Origin of the sequence: Bacillus sp. TSO22 (genome assembly GCF_020223595.1) — a bacterium.
GTDB classification, from domain to species: Bacteria; Bacillota; Bacilli; order Bacillales; family Bacillaceae; genus Bacillus; species Bacillus inaquosorum.
The window spans coordinates 1-16,977 of record NZ_JAHAWO010000001.1 but is presented as its reverse complement, the minus strand read 5'-3'; the positions used below and the strand labels follow the sequence as shown (position 1 = coordinate 16,977).

General features: G+C 46.0%; 11 protein-coding genes, 21 tRNA genes and 2 rRNA genes. 2 read left to right on the top strand and 32 right to left on the bottom strand.

The annotated features are described in order from the left end of the window. Position 1: 1 nt before the first annotated feature. The 4 genes from menB to KHQ79_RS00155 are packed head-to-tail and all read right to left on the bottom strand — an operon-like array spanning position 2 to position 4,821. Entirely contained in the window at positions 2 to 820 is an 819-nt protein-coding gene (gene menB / locus KHQ79_RS00170) for a 1,4-dihydroxy-2-naphthoyl-CoA synthase (protein WP_003219322.1), read from the bottom strand. A gap of 34 nt (positions 821 to 854) precedes the next feature. Next, positions 855 to 1,679: a 2-succinyl-6-hydroxy-2,4-cyclohexadiene-1-carboxylate synthase gene (gene menH / locus KHQ79_RS00165; RefSeq protein WP_225513985.1), complete on the bottom strand. Its 825-nt coding sequence runs from the start codon at positions 1,677 to 1,679 to the stop codon at positions 855 to 857. Next, entirely contained in the window at positions 1,667 to 3,409 is a 1,743-nt protein-coding gene (gene menD / locus KHQ79_RS00160) for a 2-succinyl-5-enolpyruvyl-6-hydroxy-3-cyclohexene-1-carboxylic-acid synthase (protein ID WP_225513984.1), read from the bottom strand. The genes menH and menD overlap by 13 nt, the downstream gene beginning before the upstream one ends. Then, complete coding sequence (locus KHQ79_RS00155; protein WP_225513983.1) at positions 3,406 to 4,821, bottom strand: isochorismate synthase; 1,416 nt, start codon at positions 4,819 to 4,821, stop codon at positions 3,406 to 3,408. The genes menD and KHQ79_RS00155 overlap by 4 nt, the downstream gene beginning before the upstream one ends. 291 nt (positions 4,822 to 5,112) lie before the next feature. On the opposite strand from KHQ79_RS00155, the gene KHQ79_RS00150 reads away from it, so the two are divergent. After that, positions 5,113 to 5,832: a yteA family sporulation protein gene (locus KHQ79_RS00150; RefSeq protein ID WP_003238073.1), complete on the top strand. Its 720-nt coding sequence runs from the start codon at positions 5,113 to 5,115 to the stop codon at positions 5,830 to 5,832. 108 nt (positions 5,833 to 5,940) lie between these two features. Further along, entirely contained in the window at positions 5,941 to 6,408 is a 468-nt protein-coding gene (locus tag KHQ79_RS00145; RefSeq protein WP_225513982.1) for a TspO/MBR family protein, read from the top strand. A 30-nt stretch (positions 6,409 to 6,438) separates the two neighbouring features. Here KHQ79_RS00145 and glgP read toward each other — a convergent pair whose 3' ends face one another. From glgP to KHQ79_RS00005, 28 genes are all read right to left on the bottom strand, one after another. Next, positions 6,439 to 8,835, bottom strand: a complete 2,397-nt coding sequence (gene glgP, locus KHQ79_RS00140; protein WP_060399352.1) for a glycogen phosphorylase GlgP — start codon at positions 8,833 to 8,835, stop codon at positions 6,439 to 6,441. Further along, the gene (gene glgA, locus KHQ79_RS00135; protein ID WP_060399353.1) at positions 8,822 to 10,276 is read right to left on the bottom strand and encodes a glycogen synthase GlgA; all 1,455 of its coding nucleotides are present in this window, start codon (positions 10,274 to 10,276) and stop codon (positions 8,822 to 8,824) included. Before glgA ends, glgP begins: the two co-directional genes overlap by 14 nt. Then, positions 10,273 to 11,304 (bottom strand): glucose-1-phosphate adenylyltransferase subunit GlgD, encoded by a 1,032-nt coding sequence (gene glgD, locus KHQ79_RS00130; RefSeq protein ID WP_080429054.1) that lies wholly within the window; start codon positions 11,302 to 11,304, stop codon positions 10,273 to 10,275. The genes glgA and glgD overlap by 4 nt, the downstream gene beginning before the upstream one ends. Positions 11,305 to 11,326: 22 nt before the next feature. Further along, on the bottom strand, positions 11,327 to 12,469 hold the full coding sequence (locus tag KHQ79_RS00125) for a glucose-1-phosphate adenylyltransferase (protein WP_003238078.1): 1,143 nt from the start codon (positions 12,467 to 12,469) through the stop codon (positions 11,327 to 11,329). Further along, on the bottom strand, positions 12,466 to 14,349 hold the full coding sequence (gene glgB / locus KHQ79_RS00120) for a 1,4-alpha-glucan branching enzyme (protein ID WP_225513981.1): 1,884 nt from the start codon (positions 14,347 to 14,349) through the stop codon (positions 12,466 to 12,468). Before glgB ends, KHQ79_RS00125 begins: the two co-directional genes overlap by 4 nt. 232 nt (positions 14,350 to 14,581) lie before the next feature. Further along, positions 14,582 to 14,653, bottom strand: a tRNA-Glu gene (locus KHQ79_RS00115). Positions 14,654 to 14,683: 30 nt separating this feature from the next. Continuing rightward, positions 14,684 to 14,774, bottom strand: a tRNA-Ser gene (locus tag KHQ79_RS00110). 3 nt (positions 14,775 to 14,777) lie between these two features. Beyond that, positions 14,778 to 14,852, bottom strand: a tRNA-Asn gene (locus KHQ79_RS00105). A 12-nt stretch (positions 14,853 to 14,864) separates the two neighbouring features. Next, positions 14,865 to 14,941, bottom strand: a tRNA-Ile gene (locus KHQ79_RS00100). Positions 14,942 to 14,956: 15 nt separating this feature from the next. After that, positions 14,957 to 15,030, bottom strand: a tRNA-Gly gene (locus KHQ79_RS00095). A 10-nt stretch (positions 15,031 to 15,040) separates the two neighbouring features. Continuing rightward, positions 15,041 to 15,116: transfer RNA gene (locus KHQ79_RS00090), tRNA-His, on the bottom strand. A gap of 21 nt (positions 15,117 to 15,137) precedes the next feature. Then, positions 15,138 to 15,213, bottom strand: a tRNA-Phe gene (locus KHQ79_RS00085). A gap of 12 nt (positions 15,214 to 15,225) precedes the next feature. Continuing rightward, positions 15,226 to 15,302 (bottom strand) — tRNA-Asp (locus tag KHQ79_RS00080). A gap of 69 nt (positions 15,303 to 15,371) precedes the next feature. Further along, positions 15,372 to 15,448 (bottom strand) — tRNA-Met (locus KHQ79_RS00075). A 17-nt stretch (positions 15,449 to 15,465) separates the two neighbouring features. Beyond that, positions 15,466 to 15,558, bottom strand: a tRNA-Ser gene (locus KHQ79_RS00070). Between the two features lie 6 nt (positions 15,559 to 15,564). Then, positions 15,565 to 15,641 (bottom strand) — tRNA-Ile (locus tag KHQ79_RS00065). A 2-nt stretch (positions 15,642 to 15,643) separates the two neighbouring features. Beyond that, a tRNA-Met gene (locus KHQ79_RS00060) sits at positions 15,644 to 15,720 on the bottom strand. 20 nt (positions 15,721 to 15,740) lie between these two features. Continuing rightward, positions 15,741 to 15,813 (bottom strand) — tRNA-Ala (locus KHQ79_RS00055). A gap of 5 nt (positions 15,814 to 15,818) precedes the next feature. After that, positions 15,819 to 15,895, bottom strand: a tRNA-Pro gene (locus tag KHQ79_RS00050). A gap of 15 nt (positions 15,896 to 15,910) precedes the next feature. After that, positions 15,911 to 15,987 (bottom strand) — tRNA-Arg (locus tag KHQ79_RS00045). A gap of 9 nt (positions 15,988 to 15,996) precedes the next feature. Then, positions 15,997 to 16,082 (bottom strand) — tRNA-Leu (locus tag KHQ79_RS00040). Positions 16,083 to 16,096: 14 nt separating this feature from the next. Continuing rightward, positions 16,097 to 16,171, bottom strand: a tRNA-Gly gene (locus KHQ79_RS00035). 5 nt (positions 16,172 to 16,176) lie between these two features. Then, positions 16,177 to 16,263 (bottom strand) — tRNA-Leu (locus KHQ79_RS00030). Between the two features lie 10 nt (positions 16,264 to 16,273). Then, positions 16,274 to 16,349: transfer RNA gene (locus KHQ79_RS00025), tRNA-Lys, on the bottom strand. Between the two features lie 37 nt (positions 16,350 to 16,386). Beyond that, a tRNA-Thr gene (locus KHQ79_RS00020) sits at positions 16,387 to 16,462 on the bottom strand. Between the two features lie 36 nt (positions 16,463 to 16,498). Continuing rightward, a tRNA-Val gene (locus tag KHQ79_RS00015) sits at positions 16,499 to 16,574 on the bottom strand. A gap of 22 nt (positions 16,575 to 16,596) precedes the next feature. Next, positions 16,597 to 16,712, bottom strand: a 5S ribosomal RNA gene (rrf, locus tag KHQ79_RS00010). Positions 16,713 to 16,849: 137 nt separating this feature from the next. Next, a 23S ribosomal RNA gene (locus KHQ79_RS00005) occupies positions 16,850 to 16,977 on the bottom strand; the annotation flags it as partial.

Below are 16,977 nucleotides of genomic sequence, written 5' to 3'. Positions count from 1 at the left end.
ATCACGGGAAACGAGGGAACTGTCCGAAATCAGGTTTGCGTTTTTCCTTAAAGGAATCACGGCCTTCTTTTGCTTCATCTGTTGTGTAGTAAAGAAGGGTAGCATCCCCTGCAAACTGCTGAATTCCAGCAAGTCCGTCCGTATCCGCGTTAAACGCAGCTTTAAGAAAACGAAGTGCGGTCGGGCTTTTTTCAAGCATTTCTTCACACCATTTAATCGTTTCTTCTTCAAGTTGCTCTAAAGGAACGACTGTGTTGACAAGACCCATGTCCAGTGCTTCCTGCGCGTTGTACTGACGGCACAGGTACCAGATTTCACGAGCTTTTTTGTGTCCAACGATTCGAGCCAGGTAGCCAGAACCGTAACCAGCGTCAAAGCTTCCCACTTTAGGGCCTGTTTGTCCGAAAATCGCGTTGTCGGCAGCGATTGTCAAGTCACATACGATGTGAAGCACGTGGCCTCCGCCGATCGCATATCCGGAAACCATCGCAACAACTGGTTTCGGAATGACGCGGATTAAACGCTGAAGATCGAGTACGTTTAGACGCGGAATTTGGTCGTCTCCTACATATCCGCCGTGGCCGCGCACTTTTTGGTCTCCGCCAGAACAAAATGCTTTGTCTCCGGCACCTGCAAGCACGATAACCCCGACGTTTTGATCGTCTCTCGCGTCAGCAAACGCATCAATCATTTCAGCAACCGTTTTAGGGGTAAACGCGTTATGTACCTCAGGGCGATTGATTGTTATTTTTGCAATACCATTATACGTTTCATACAATATTTCATCGTATGTCCGTTTTGTTTTCCATTCTGCAGCCATATGATGACCTCCTTTTATTCTCTATGTGAGTGAATCAGATGCTTGTTAAAAACTCACTCACTATTTTACCAAAAAATCGCGGTTGTTCCACATGGACCGTATGGCCGGCGTTTGGAACAATCTCTATTCTACTAGATGGAAGCTTCTTATGCACCTCTTGATTGATGGCACAAAACTTTTCGTCCCACTCCCCGCAGATCAGAAGCACAGGCACCTCAATTTCGTCTACACGGCTCCACCAGGAAGGCTGTGAGCCGGTGCCAATACCGGTTAAACTGTTTGCAAGCCCAATCTTATTGTTTCGCAGACGGCCCGACCGTATCCTGTGCCGAATATCTTCAGCCAGCCGCTGCTGGGATGAAAACAAAGGGATGCCCTCCCAATACTGCACAAAAGCTTTGACGCCGTCGCGCAAAATAAAATCTGCAAGCTTTCGGTCCCGCATGATTCGTTCCCGCCGTTCCCCAAGCGTTTTGAGCCCCGGCGTTGTGCTTTCAAGCACAAGTGCCGATACCCGTTCGGGATATGTCATCGCAAAAGAATAAACAAGCCTTCCTCCCATAGAATACCCAATCAATTTCACTTTGTGAAGTTTTAATTGATCAAAAATCTCGGCAAGGTCAGAAACTTGCCGGCTTGTGCTGTATCTCTTCCCATTCAGAGGGGCATCGGTTTCACCATGCCCTAAACAATCAATTTTGATCAAACGGGAATCAGGCAGCATCCGATCAAGAAAATTCCATGATTGTTTGCTGCCGGTAAACCCGTGCAGACAGACGATGGCTTCGGAAGCATTCGGCCGCTCGTCTGTCACAGCATATCGGACACCGTCTGAAACCGTTAAGTTTACAGTTCCCATTGTTTTTTCACTTCCCGCACAGCCTCATTCAGCATATCGCGATGAAGCTGGACTCTTGATTGTCGATCCGTTTTGATTTCTATCAAATGGAGTCCGGGCTTGTCTGCCTGCGGCGCGTAAGCTGCTTTGAATTCATCCCATGAAGCCGGGCATGAATACGTACCGCCGTATAGTGCAGCAGCATGCTTGAAATCGAGCCCTGTCGGCGTGCCGAACAAATCTTCAAAGTGTGCCTTCTCAGATGCCTGCGGCAAAAATGAGAAAATCCCTCCGCCGTCATTATTCACGAGAATCACAGTAAGAGGAATGCCCAGCTTTTTAGCAGCCAGCAGTCCGTTTAAATCGTGATAAAAAGATAAATCTCCAATCACGAGGGTTACAGGCGCTTTTGTCCCTTCACATATCCCCATGGCAGAGGAGACGACACCGTCTATGCCGTTTGCGCCCCGGTTTGAATAAATTCGGAAATCGCGTTCCTGCTTTTCAAAAAACGTATCAACATCCCTGATTGGCATGCTGTTGCCGACAAACAGCGAGCTGTTTTCAGGCACAAGATGCTGAAGGATCCGATAGAGATTGCCTTCAAACGAAACCTCTTCACTGCTGATTGTTTGCAGATGCTCGCGGAAGCGCCCATTGACAAACTGCCACTTTTCCAGCCATTCTGATGACCTGGTGATGTCAGCAAGGTCAGTCATGATCGCTTCAGCAAAAGCAGACGCGTTGCTGTGAATCATATGCGCGCTTGCCTGTGTCGGGTCTCTCCACCCTCCATCCTCGTCAATCACAATCTGCTGAATCGCCGGATCATCCTTAAGCCATAAGAAAACCGGTTTTGAAACAGGCATCGGACCAAAGCGGATGACAACATCCGGACGCAGTTTCGCCTTCAGCTCATCATCTTTTAAAAATGAATCGTACGCATCAATGACCGTGCTTTTATCATGGACGCCGTTCCGCAGATTAGACAGCGGGTCCGCTAAAATCGGATATTGAAGCGCCTTTGACAGTGCAATAATGTTTTCCTTATCCGTATCACTATGGAGCTCTCCGCAGACGATCATTCCTTTTTCAGCCTCTGTCAGCATCACAGCCACATCGGACAGGGATTCCCGGTCAACAGACTGCGTTCCCGTTTTCACAGACACGTGACGGCCTGTTCTCATTCTTCCAAACGGCTCAGCTGAAAGATCCGGCATCAGCGGTTCGCGCAGCGGCACATTCACATGCACAGGTCCCATAGGTCGCTTTTGTGCTTCGCCAGCGGCGCGGCTGGCCAGCGTTCGGATATATCTCAGCATATGCGGAGACTCTTCAGGAAGAGCAGAGTCTGTGAAAAACTTAACAAAGTTACCGAATAAGAAGTGCTGATTAATAGCCTGCGGTGCGCCTACTTCGCGCAGCTCGTGAGGCCGATCAGCAGTTAACACAATAATGGGCACTCTTGAATAATGGGCTTCAATCACTGCCGGATAAAAGTTGGCCGCGGCTGTTCCTGATGTGCAGATCAAAAGCACGGGACGCTGCTTCGCTTTTGCCAGCCCTAAAGCAAAAAACCCGGCAGATCTTTCATCAATTTGGACATGGACGCTGATATCAGGATGCGCGGCTGCAAGAATAGCCAGCGGTGTGGATCTTGAGCCCGGACAAACGACGGCGTCCGTAATTCCGGAAAGGGCGAATTCATCCATAAAACTTCCGATGTAATGAGTAATCGGGTTAGCTGTCAACGCCTCTCACCTCCTAATGCAGAGATCATCGGCTTCAATTTAATCTGCGTTTCCTCATATTCCGAGTGCGGGTCTGAGTCTTCCACAATACCGCACCCGGCAAACAGCCTTGCTGTGCTGCCTTCGATCAGCCCTGAACGGATGGCCACTGCGAATTCCCCGTTATCCTGACTGTCAATCCAGCCGATAGGAGCCGCATACCAGCCGCGGGACATTGGTTCGATCTCTCTGATCACTTCTACAGCTTTTTTCTGAGGTGCCCCCCCAAGCGCAGGTGTGGGATGCAGTTTCTCAATTAAGTCAAAAAGCGAAGCAGACTCACGAAGCTGTCCGACAATCGGCGTAAATAAGTGCTGGACGCTTTTCGTTTTGTACAATGCAGGTCCGTCAGGCTTTTCAACCTCAGAACAGCTTGATATGAAAGCGTTATGGATCATGCCTACAACAATATCATGCTCCAGCAGATTTTTCTCATCGTTTAATAATTCAAGGCCTATCCGGCGGTCTTCTTCTTCATCCGCGCCGCGTTTAATGGAGCCTGCCAGACAAGAAGACATAACAGTGCTGCCGTCTCTTTTGATCAGTCGTTCTGGAGACGCGCCGACAAAGGTTTGGCCTTCCTGTTCGATTGCAAAAACATAGCTTGTCTGCTGATCGTTCAGAAGCGTTTTAAGCACCGGTTCAATTTGGACCGGGCCGTCAAACGTGAGCAGCAGCTCTCGGGCAAGAACCACTTTATCATATTGTTTCTCTTTAATTTGGCTTGTTGCCGTTTCGATTGCTTTCAGCCAATCATCCTTATCCAGCTCTTGAGATGCTGCAATCGCAGCCTGATCTCCTTGCTCTAAAACTGGAACCATAAATTCCGCTGCAAAAGCTTTTAAGCCTTCTAAAACAGCTTCTGCATCTTCTTCTCCGCTTACCCATCTGTTGACTGTTAAGAATGGGCCTTCAGCAGTCATCGTCAGCATAAGCGCAGGCACAAAGAAATCCCCTTCCGAGAAATGGTCCCATTGTGTACCTCTTTCTTCGCAAGGGTCAAAAGAAAATCCTCCGAATAACACAGGTCCCACTGCAGAATGCTGCAGCTTTTCTTCTTCATAAATATGAAAAGCCGTCTTTTTAAAGCGCTCCCATTGTTCAAAAACCTCGCGATACCGCTCGCTGTTTTTTTGATTTGTCTGGAAAACCGCTTCTTTGCCAAGACCGACTATTGTCAATTCACTTTCAGGATCTGACCAAAAAAATCGATTGCCAGTATATTTTTTTGCTCCGTAATTGAAAAATGATAGAGGGTCAAGAGACTCGATTTGTCTCGAATAGCTTATTAAGACAGCATGGTTGACTTCTTTGGCTTTATGTAATGCATGTAGAACTTCCTTTCGGAACGTACGCTGCACCGTTGTCACCATGAGACATTCCTCCATAATCCTTAAAATGCTTTTAATACCATACACCTGTGTCTCCTTTGTGTCAAACACACAGATCATGCAGTCCAAATGGCCTGCCTTACCTATTATAAACCTAATTTCAGAAATGAAAAAGAAACAAACCTTAATTTTCTTTCTCCACTGATAGCAAAGGTTGTATCCGCTTACCATATAAGGAAAATCTCCTATATTCCTCCACGCGCCATTTATGAAAGTTCTCAGGCGATCTGTTCATACTAAGGGTATGCATCACAGAGAAACGAGGCGATCACATTGCTTACAAAAGACCAGCTGCAGCATTTAAAAAATGAACTGGAACAAACGAAAAAAGATATCTTAAACCGTTTCAAAGACAATGACCATTTTCAGCTTAACTCAGCCTTTCCTTATGATTCGTGGGGTGAGCTTTCCGCTTACGACAACCATCCCGGCGATCAGGCGACAGAGCTTTACGAGCGTGAAAAAGACATCGCTCTCGACTTGCATGAGCGAGAGCATCTCCGGGACATTGAGCATTCATTGAAGGCGATAGAAAACGGTACGTACGGTATTTGTGAAGTCAGCGGAAAGGAAATCCCTTACGAACGTCTTGAAGCGCTTCCGACGGCCACGACGCTCGCAGAGTATTCGTCACAGGATGTCGTTTCCAAAGACCGTCCGATCGAAGAAGAAACACCTTTCGGGCAATTTGAATTTGACGATGATGAAGAAATCAGAGCGCCTTATGACAGTGAAGATTCCTACCAGGACGTTGAAAAATACGGAAACTCATCAACACCGCAGGATATGGAAAACCCGCCGCTCAGCTATGATGATATGACGATGAATGCCGAAGAAAATATCGGCAATACGGAGTCATACGAAAATTTCATCGCTACTGATATCACAGGAAAAGAAATTACAGTTTATCAAAGCAGAGCCCATGAGCGTTATGAGGAAGAACTCGATGAAGAGGGAATCATGACAACATTCGGCGATCTCCACGCTGATTGACCCCCCGATTATTGGGGGTTCTTTTACGTTTTCTGCATATCGGGGTTTGGTCTTTATAAGATAAAGGGTAGTGCAAATGTAAAATAAATACATACGGAGGTTACAAACATGAAGAAGATTGTCGGCGCCATAGCGGTTTTTGTGATTACATATGCGCTGTTTTCAGCCGCAGACTACCTGTTTCCAATTGACCACGAATGGTACAATTCACTGGAAAAACCGGACTGGACGCCACCCGGATCTGCGATCGGCATCATTTGGGCCATCCTGTTTGCCCTGATCTCCCTTTCAGCTGCCATTGTGTATGCCGCGTTTTCATTTAAAGATGCGAAAAGCTTTTGGCTTATGCTTTTGCTTAATTATGTGCTTAATCAGGCATTCAGCTATTTTCAATTTACGCAAAAGAATTTGCTGGCTGCATCAATTGACTGCCTGCTTGTCGCAATCACTGCACTCATATTAATGATCGTAGCGAAAAAATACAGCAGAGCCGCAAGCTATCTTCTTTTACCTTATTTTTTATGGAGTGCATTTGCGACATTATTATCCTTTACAATCTATTCAATGAATCTGTGAACAAAAAAAGCCGCTTATACAGCGGCTTTTTCACATCATCGGCCGGATGCCCCAAATGTCTTTCGCATATTCCCGGATCGTGCGGTCGCTGGAGAAATAACCAGAATGGGCAATGTTTAAAACCGAACGCTCAGACCATTTCCGCTGATCGCGATAATCAGCTTGAATACGCTCCTGCGCATCTGCATATGAGCTGAAATCCTTCAGCACAAAATACTCATCATTATGCGGAAGCAGCGAGTCATAGATCGATTCAAATTCATCTGCTTCCCCTTCAAAAAAACCGTTGATCAGCTGATCGACCACCTGTCTGATTCTGCGGTCATGCTGATAATATTCCCTCGATCTATAGCCGCCGTTTTCCTGATACGATAGAACGTCATCCGCCTTTAAACCGAATGTATAAATGCAATCAGGCCCCACCCGCTCAAGAATCTCAATATTTGCGCCGTCATGCGTGCCGATCGTCAAAGCGCCGTTCATCATAAACTTCATATTTCCTGTACCAGACGCTTCTTTGCTTGCAGTTGAAATTTGTTCACTCACATCTGAAGCCGGAAAAATACGCTCAGCCATAGAAACTCTGTAATTTTCCAAAAAAACAATCTTAATCAGCTGTTTGACTGCCGGATCATAGTTGACCTTTTCTGAGACAGAATGGATCAGCTTAATGATTTTCTTGGCATAATGATAGCTTGGTGAAGCCTTTGCCCCGAAAATAAAGGTTTGCGGATAGATTGAAAATCCCGAGTCCTCCTTAAGCCGGTTATACAAATACATAATATGAAGAACATTCAGCAGCTGCCGTTTGTATGCATGAAGCCGTTTTACCTGTACGTCGAATATGCTGTCAGGATTCACAACCACCCCGGCCGTGCAAAAAATCAAATCGGCAAGCTCTTGTTTTTTCCTGCTTTTGTTGTTTTGAAACTGCTCGATAAAAGCGGGATCAGAGGCGTACGATTCTAATCCGATAAGGGATTCCGGCTGTTTCACCCATTCATTGCCGATCGCCTCTGTAATGATGGCAGACAAGCCGGGATTCGCTTTTAGCAGCCAGCGCCTGTGGGCAATTCCATTCGTCTTATTGTTAAAACGACTCGGGAACAGCAAATGAAAATCGTGCATCTCCCTTTCCTTTAAAATATCAGAATGAATTTTGGCAACGCCGTTTACACTGTAGCTGCCCACTATAGCCAGATGAGCCATTTTGACAACACCATGCGCCGTAATCGCCATGGCCTCTATTCTTTTCCAGTCTCCGGGATACTTTTCCCAAACCGCTCGGCAAAACCTTTCATTGATCTCTTCAATAATCATATACATTCGCGGGAGCAGCGGCTTAAACAAATGAATCGGCCATTTCTCAAGCGCTTCTGACAATGTTGTATGATTTGTATAAGAAATCGTATGTACGGTAATATGCCAGGCCTCTTCCCAGCTCATGTTCTCTTCATCGAGTAAAATCCGCATCAGCTCAGGCACCGCAAGCGCAGGATGGGTGTCATTAATATGGATGCTTACTTTTTTATGCAGGCCGGATAAAGATTTATTTGTTTTTCGGTAATTGTTCACAATGCTTTTTAAGCTTGCGCATACTAAAAAATACTGCTGCTTCAGCCGCAAAATTTTCCCCTCGTCATGGGTGTCATCAGGATATAAAAATTCAGAAACAGCTTCTGTTTCCCGCTTATAAGACAAAATATTGCCGCCATGATAGTGCGCAGAAGGCTCGGCGTTCCAAAGCCGTAACGTATTAACGGTGCCAGTCTCATAGCCGATGATCGGGATATCATAAGGGACAGCGGAAACAATTGTAGCTTGTTCGTGGCGAAAATGCAGACGCCCGTTTTTTTCTGTCATATGCACCTCGCCCCAAAACGGCACATCAACTGCCTGATCCGCATTTCTTACTTCCCATACATTCCCGTTTTTCAGCCATTGCTCAGGCAGTTCCACTTGATGCCCGTCTACAATTTTTTGTTCAAACAAGCCATGTTTATAACGAATGCCCATCCCGTGCCCCGGCAAGTTCAACGAAGCCAGAGAATCTAAAAAGCAAGCGGCCAAACGCCCAAGCCCGCCATTGCCGAGACCTGCATCGCTCTCCATCTGAACGATCTCCTCTAAATTGATGCCGATATCCTTCAAGCCTGCTTCTACAACATCACGAACGCCCAGATTCATTAAATTTTGTTCAAGGAGCTGACCGAGAAGAAATTCGATTGACAAATAATATGTCTGCTTCCCGGAATTGGACCGGCTCTTTTCATTCGTCTGGATCCAATCAGCGCTGATATACTCTCTGACCATATTGCCCAACGTTTTATATTGATCCAGCTTGGCAGAGTCTTTAAAGCTTTTTCCGCACGTCATTTCCAGACGCTTTAAAAATAAGGCTGCAAAGCGTTCTTTACTCGAGAACATCCCGTCCACTCCTTGTCACATGCTCGAAAATGCGCTGATACTCTTTGGCTGACTGCTCCCAGCTGTAATCTGCATTCATTGCGGTCTTCATGATGCTCTTCCATACGTCCTTTTGACGATAAAACGACAGCGCCCTCTCAATCGTAAATTTCAGATCATGCGCATTGAAGGCAGAGAACGTAAAGCCATTACCCGTTCCCTCTTCCTCCTGATAGGAACGGACAGTATCATAAAGCCCGCCCGTCTCTCTGACAATCGGAATGGCGCCATATTGGAGAGCAATCAGCTGCCCCAAGCCGCACGGCTCAAATTTCGACGGCATCAAAAACAAATCAGAGCCCGCATAAATTTGATGGGCAAGCGGCTCGTCAAACCCAATATACGCTCGGCACTTCTCATGAAAAGCAAATTCTGCATACCGGAAATAATCTTCAAATTCGCGTTCCCCTGTACCCAGCACAATCAGTTGTATGTCCTGCTCCTCAAGAAGTTCATGCATAATCCTGCGGACAAGATCAAGTCCCTTTTGTTTAGTCAGCCTTGTCACCATACTGATCAGCGGAATATCGTGTCGTTCCGGAAGCCCCATCCGCCGCTGAAGCTTCTTTTTATTTTCTTCCTTGTTTGCAAGATGCTCCGAATCGTAATGCGCCTCTATATAAGGATCGCTTTTTGGCTGGTAGAAGGAATCATCAATGCCATTTAAAATGCCGGTTACATCATTTTCCCTATATCGCAAAACCTGTTCCAGCTGTTCACCGTAATAAGGCGTCAATATTTCATTTCTGTAAGTAGGGCTTACAGTTGTCACATGATCAGCCGCAATGATGCCCGCCTTCATAAAATTAACAAATCCGTTGCATTCTAACCTTTCATAATGAAAATGATCCATCTCAAGCCCCAGCAAGTCATGTGTGACATCAGGCGGAAATATGCCTTGAAACTGCAGGTTGTGGATCGTGAGCACACTTTTCATCTGCTCATAAAAAGGATGTTTTCTGTATTCCTCTTTCAGCAAATAATTGACCATCGCTGTATGCCAGTCGTGAGTATGAACAATATCCGCTTGAACATTCACAGCTTTGGCAGCCTCCAGTACAGCTCTTGAAAAAAAAGCAAATCGTTCACCGTCATCATAATGCCCGTACAACGAATCCCTGTTAAAATAATATTCATTGTCGATGAAATAATAATTCACATCATCTTCGGCCATATGTTCAATTCCGCAATATTGCTGACGCCAGCCAACAGCTACCGTACACTCAGCCATTTTTCTCATGCGCTTTTTCCAACGCTCAGGTATTTGACTGTACTTCGGCAGCATCACAGCTACTTCATTGCCTAATCGTGCAAGTGCCTTTGGCAGAGCACCGGCTACATCGGCAAGACCTCCTGATTTAACAAACGGGGTACATTCTGATACAGCAAATAATACCTTCAAGAATTCATCAGCTCTCCTTGCACCAAACCTTTTCTTAATACAAGCGGCTGCTCAGCTGTTCCCGCAGCCTCAGTCGCATTTCCGATTTTAACGTCCTTATCAGAAATGACCTGCTCAAGCAGGCACTCCTCGCCAATCTGCGTTTTTTGCATAACAATGCAGTTTTTCAGCTTCGTACCCTTTCCGACATGAACCGCCCTGAACAAAATGCAGTTTTCAACCTCTCCTTCAAGCACACAACCGTTTGCCACCAAGGAATTTTTGACAGTGCTGTGCTTGCCGTATTTCGTCGGCGGCTCATCCTTCACTTTTGTATAGATCGGCTGCTGGGGCAAAAACACCTGCTGCCAAAAACGAGGCTGAATGAGCTCCATACTGTGGGTATAATACTTTTCCACCGAATCAATGACAGCGGCATAACCTGAATATTCATAAGGGCAAATGGTCAAGGAGGATGATTCTTTTTCAACAGCCTCCTGAATGGTTTTATAGCCTTTTTCACTATGTCCGTAGATCAGATCCTTTAAGAGCGCTGTAGACATGATATAGATTTGCAGCGACTGGCCGTCCTGAAATACCTCGGTGACATCGCAGCCAACCTCCTGATGGCGTTTCAGCACATATTGAAATTGAATGTTGCATACGGTATGGCTGTTGGAGATCACGGCATATTGCTGTGTGCTTCTGTGGAAGTAATCAAGATGGTCGGAAAACTGGCGAAAGGAACCGAATTCATCGTATTCTTGGTGAAGATGGGGTGACGGGAAAAAAAAGAGGCCATCCTTTTTTCGATGCAAATCCCATTCCTTACCCGCTCCAAGATGATCCATAAGCGAACGATAGCGATACTTCGGAAAAATCGCGACGCTCCTAATATCCGCATTCACCATGTTGGAAAGCATAAAATCGATCAGACGGTACCTGCCGGCAAAAGGGATCGCCCCAAGCGACCGCTGTGCCGTTAAATCCTGAAGAGAATGCTTATATGTGGTTTCATCTATAACACCTAACATTTGATTATTGAACACTGGCTTTGCCCCCTCTTCAGTATTAAATTAATTCTTTTTCTACAAATTCCTCTGAAACGAGCAGCACCTCCTGAATGTCTTTTTCGGATCGAATTACTGCGCCATCCGGAAGCACCAGACCCTTAGGAACGATGGCATTTTCAATCACTACATGCTCGCCAATCGTCACATCCGGCATAATGACCGACGATTTGACAGTCGAATGTTTGCCGACAGTAACACCTTGAAAAAGAACGGAATGAGACACATTTCCATACACGACACACCCTTCGTTCACAAGCGAATCATGAACCTGTGCGTCAGATGAAATAAATTGCGGAGGCTGATTGGGATTGACGGAGTAAATTTTCCACTTGCGTTCAAACAGCTTTAGCTCCGATTCCTCTTTTAATAAATCCATATTGGCTTCCCACAAGCTCTGCACTGTTCCGACATCCTTCCAATATCCTTTAAACGGATATGCGGAAAGCTTCTTTTTTTCCTCTAAAAGCAGAGGAATAATGTCTTTGCCGAAGTCGTGGCTTGAATAAGGGTTCCGGTCGTCCATCTCAAGGTACTGTTTCAAAAGCGGCCAATTGAATATATAAATTCCCATTGAGGCAAGATTGCTCTTAGGAAATTTGGGCTTTTCATCAAAATGCGTGATCATCCCATCTGCATTGGTCTTCATGATGCCAAAGCGGCTTGCTTCCTCCCAACCCACTTCGATGACAGAGATGGTGACATCCGCTTTCTTTTCAATGTGAAAATCGAGCATTTTGCCGTAGTCCATTTTGTAGATGTGATCTCCTGATAAAATCAGCACATACTCAGGATCATACTGATTCAAATAATTGAGATTTTCATAAATGGCGCTTGCCGTCCCTTTATACCATTTGACTTCTGATGACTCGGCATAAGGGGGTAAAACCGTCACGCCGCCATTATATCTGTCAAGGTCCCATGCACTGCCGATTCCAATATAGGAATTCAGCTCAAGCGGCTGATATTGTGTTAAAATCCCGACCGTGTCTATGCCTGAATTGGAACAGTTGCTGAGCGTAAAATCTATAATCCTGTATTTTCCCCCGAAAGATACAGCCGGTTTTGCCATATGTTTTGTTAATCCGCTAAGACGGCTGCCCTTCCCGCCGGCAAGGAGCATGGCTACACATTGTTTTTTCATCTTTTTATCTCTCCTCTTTTTTTAACCGCCCGTAAAATTGAAATGCCGTAAGGGGGGATGGTCATCGTGATATAACAAGGTTTATGATGAAGAGCTCCCTTTTTGGCGGCTAACGGCTTTTTGTTGATTTGTCCTGAGCCTCCATATGTTTCACTGTCGCTGTTCAGCACCTCGATGTATTGGGTTAGAAAAGGAACACCAACATCATATTGATGATAGACCACGGGTGTAAAATTACAAATGATGACAAGCGCCTCACCGTGCCTTTTCCCATAACGAATAAAAGAAAAGATTGATTGTTCGTTATTATGGACATCAATCCATTCAAACGACTGGGCACGATGGTCATTTTCATAAAGGATTTTGCTTTTTTGATAAAAGCGGAGAAGATCTTGCGTAAAAACGCTGGCTTTCTGATGCATGGGGAAGGAGTCCAAAAACCAATCTAGCTGCTCTGTGTCTTTCCATTCATCAAATTGGGCAAATTCTGAACCCATAAAGATCAATTTTTTTCCGGGATGAGCCGTCATATATCCGAGCAAAAGCCGATACTGGGCAAATTTCTGCCAATAGTCGCCAGGCATTTTATTAAGAAGTGATTTTTTTCCGTATACGACTTCATCATGAGAAAACGGCAATACAAAATGTTCACTAAACGTATACAGTAATGAAAAAGAGATAAGCTGATGACAATTCCGCCTTTCTTCTGGCGGCGTCTCCATGTATGTCAGTACGTCATTCATCCAGCCCATATTCCATTTAAAATGAAAACCGAGCCCCCCTTCCTCAACGGCACCTGTCACTTGAGGCCATTCCGTAGAATCTTCCGCAATCATCATGACATGCGGATATGCCTCTCTCATGGTTTGATTGAGTTTTTTTAAAAATTCAACAGCATATGGATTCGTATGGCGTTCATCCTGATTTGGCCAATACAAGATGTTAGCCACTGCATCAACCCTAAATCCATCTATATGATAGAATTCTGCCCAGTACAACGCATTAGAAATTAAAAAACTATGAACTTCCGGTTTTCCTAGGTCAAAGTTTGCCGTGCCCCATAGCCAGTTCTCCCGATCACGTTCTTCTTGATATTCATAAAGAGGCTCTCCATCAAACATATAAAGACCATGTGCATCTTTACAAAAATGTCCGGGCACCCAATCCAGTATGACTCCGATGTTTTCTTGATGGCATTCATCCACAAACTTCATCAAATCATGTGGTGTGCCAAACCTGCTTGTCGGGCTGTAATAACCCGTTCCTTGGTACCCCCAGGAACGGTCATAAGGATGCTCATATACCGGAAGCAGTTCGATATGAGTAAATCCATGTTCTTTGATATAAGGAATAAGCGACTGGCTTAATTCTTGATAGGAGTAATGCCTGCCATCAGAATGTTTCTTCCACGAACCGAGATGAAGCTCATAAATAAAAACAGGTTTCTCATACACCGTCTTAGCCTTTTGTTTCTTTTGCCATAATTGATCTTTCCAGCTGTACTCACCTAAATCGTAAGTAAGTGACGCTGTATGTGGCCTGACTTCCGAATAAATAGCATATGGATCTGCCTTCAGCCTGATCTCACCGCTATGAGTCACGATTTCATACTTATATCGTTCCTTTTCTCCCAAACCTGGAATAAATAACGTCCAAATGCCGTTATCGTTCACTCTGTGCATCACATGCTGCTCTCCTGACCAGCTGTTAAAATCCCCTGCCACTCGTACTTCTGACGCATGAGGCGCCCACACACAAAATTCATATCCGCTTTGGCCATTCAGCTCGCGATAATGCGAGCCAAACAGCTGATAGCTTTTAAACAGACTGCCTTCGTGAAAAAGATAAACATCATGTGCTGTCGGGCTGGCAGCGGCCATGTAATCATCCTTTCTGACATCATAGTTTTCACTTATAGTATTTATTCGAAGAAATAAAAAAAAGCCCTTTCATGAAAGCGCTTATACTTATTGACATTTAACTTCATTTTCCGAAGAAAAACGAAATATATGAAGATTTTTGTTGTCTGTTTGTAGAATAAAGTATGAAATCTAAGGCATATCATGATTTATAAAAATAAAAAAACCTTGCAGGATATGCAAGGTTTTGGGATGACCCGTACGGGATTCGAACCCGTGTTACCGCCGTGAAAGGGCGGTGTCTTAACCGCTTGACCAACGGGCCGTTGCTTGAGAACTTATATTTGTAATCATATGGCGGAGAAGGAGGGATTTGAACCCTCGCGCCGCTTACACGACCTACACCCTTAGCAGGGGCGCCTCTTCAGCCACTTGAGTACTTCTCCATTTGGCTCCACAGGCAGGATTCGAACCTGCGACCGATCGGTTAACAGCCGATAGCTCTACCACTGAGCTACTGTGGAATATAAAAATCATGGTGGGCCTGAATGGACTCGAACCATCGACCTCACGCTTATCAGGCGTGCGCTCTAACCAGCTGAGCTACAGGCCCATGACAATATAGAAATGGAGCGGGTGATGGGAATCGAACCCACGACATCAGCTTGGAAGGCTGAGGTTTTACCACTAAACTACACCCGCAATTTTTATTTGGGGCGATTGATGGGAATCGAACCCACGAATGCCAGAGCCACAATCTGGTGCGTTAACCACTTCGCCACAACCGCCAAAATATATATATTGATATATGGTGGCTCGGGACGGAATCGAACCGCCGACACACGGATTTTCAGTCCGTTGCTCTACCAACTGAGCTACCGAGCCTAAGTATTTAAATGGCGGTCCGGACGGGACTCGAACCCGCGACCTCCTGCGTGACAGGCAGGCATTCTAACCAACTGAACTACCGGACCATTTTAAAATTTACACGTGAATTTTCTTGGTTGCACCCTTCGGGCACTTCTTATTTCATTCATGTATTTTGGTTGCGGGGGCAGGATTTGAACCTGCGACCTTCGGGTTATGAGCCCGACGAGCTACCGAACTGCTCCACCCCGCGATGATTAAGAATATATATGGCGGAGGAAGAGGGATTCGAACCCCCGCGGGCTTTGACACCCCTGTCGGTTTTCAAGACCGATCCCTTCAGCCAGACTTGGGTATTCCTCCGTATAATGGTGGACCTTGTAGGACTCGAACCTACGACCGGACGGTTATGAGCCGTCTGCTCTAACCAACTGAGCTAAAGGTCCATTGGTAGCGGCGGAGGGGATCGAACCCCCGACCTCACGGGTATGAACCGTACGCTCTAGCCAGCTGAGCTACACCGCCAAATATTTATTGAAATCAAGTGGAGCCTAGCGGGATCGAACCGCTGACCTCCTGCGTGCAAAGCAGGCGCTCTCCCAGCTGAGCTAAGGCCCCAAGAATGGTCGGGAAGACAGGATTCGAACCTGCGACCCCATGGTCCCAAACCATGTGCTCTACCAAGCTGAGCTACTTCCCGATTTCATGTAGATCATGGCGCGCCCGAGAGGAGTCGAACCCCTAACCTTTTGATCCGTAGTCAAACGCTCTATCCAATTGAGCTACGGGCGCAAAACTTAATGCCGAGGGCCGGACTTGAACCGGCACGGTAGTCACCTACCGCAGGATTTTAAGTCCTGTGTGTCTGCCAATTCCACCACCCCGGCGTGGATGGTATAGTTGGAGCGGAAGACGGGATTCGAACCCGCGACCCCCACCTTGGCAAGGTGGTGTTCTACCACTGAACTACTTCCGCAGAAATGGTGCGGATGAAGGGACTTGAACCCCCACGTCTGTAAAGACACTAGAGCCTGATTCTAGCGCGTCTGCCAATTCCGCCACATCCGCAACATGTAAATGGTGAGCCATGAAGGACTCGAACCTTCGACCCTCTGATTAAAAGTCAGATGCTCTACCAACTGAGCTAATGGCTCTTCTTACAAGAGACTTGAATATTATATCATATAAAAGTGGTGCCGGCAAGAGGACTTGAACCCCCAACCTACTGATTACAAGTCAGTTGCTCTACCAATTGAGCTACACCGGCGTATATGTAAAATCGAGTATGTATAATTAATTAAAATGGTGGAGGATGACGGGCTCGAACCGCCGACCCTCTGCTTGTAAGGCAGATGCTCTCCCAGCTGAGCTAATCCTCCATAATTGCACTAGCGTGCAATTGCTTGGCGGCGTCCTACTCTCACAGGGGGAAACCCCCGACTACCATCGGCGCTGAAGAGCTTAACTTCCGTGTTCGGTATGGGAACGGGTGTGACCTCTTCGCTATCGCCACCAAACAAATGCCTTCAGGATGAAGGTACTGGGCGTTTCTCACAGGATGTGAGAGCCCTTAGCGGAGTTTCTTTGCTTTTCCGCCTTTTAGAGAGGTGTTCTCTCAAAACTAGATAACAGGTGTGACATCATGATTAGAAATTTGGTTAAGTCCTCGATCGATTAGTATCTGTCAGCTCCATGTGTCGCCACACTTCCACCTCAGACCTATCAACCTGATCATCTTTCAGGGATCTTACTTCCTTGCGGAATGGGAAATCTCATCTTGAG

Coding starts and splice junctions, on each gene's coding strand:
- menB (WP_003219322.1), bottom strand. CDS start 820: ATGGCTGCAGAATGGAAAACAAAACGGACATACGATGAAATATTGTAT.
- menH (WP_225513985.1), bottom strand. CDS start 1,679: ATGGGAACTGTAAACTTAACGGTTTCAGACGGTGTCCGATATGCTGTG.
- KHQ79_RS00155 (WP_225513983.1), bottom strand. CDS start 4,821: ATGGTGACAACGGTGCAGCGTACGTTCCGAAAGGAAGTTCTACATGCA.
- KHQ79_RS00145 (WP_225513982.1), top strand. CDS start 5,941: ATGAAGAAGATTGTCGGCGCCATAGCGGTTTTTGTGATTACATATGCG.
- glgP (WP_060399352.1), bottom strand. CDS start 8,835: ATGTTCTCGAGTAAAGAACGCTTTGCAGCCTTATTTTTAAAGCGTCTG.
- KHQ79_RS00125 (WP_003238078.1), bottom strand. CDS start 12,469: ATGAAAAAACAATGTGTAGCCATGCTCCTTGCCGGCGGGAAGGGCAGC.
- glgB (WP_225513981.1), bottom strand. CDS start 14,349: ATGGCCGCTGCCAGCCCGACAGCACATGATGTTTATCTTTTTCACGAA.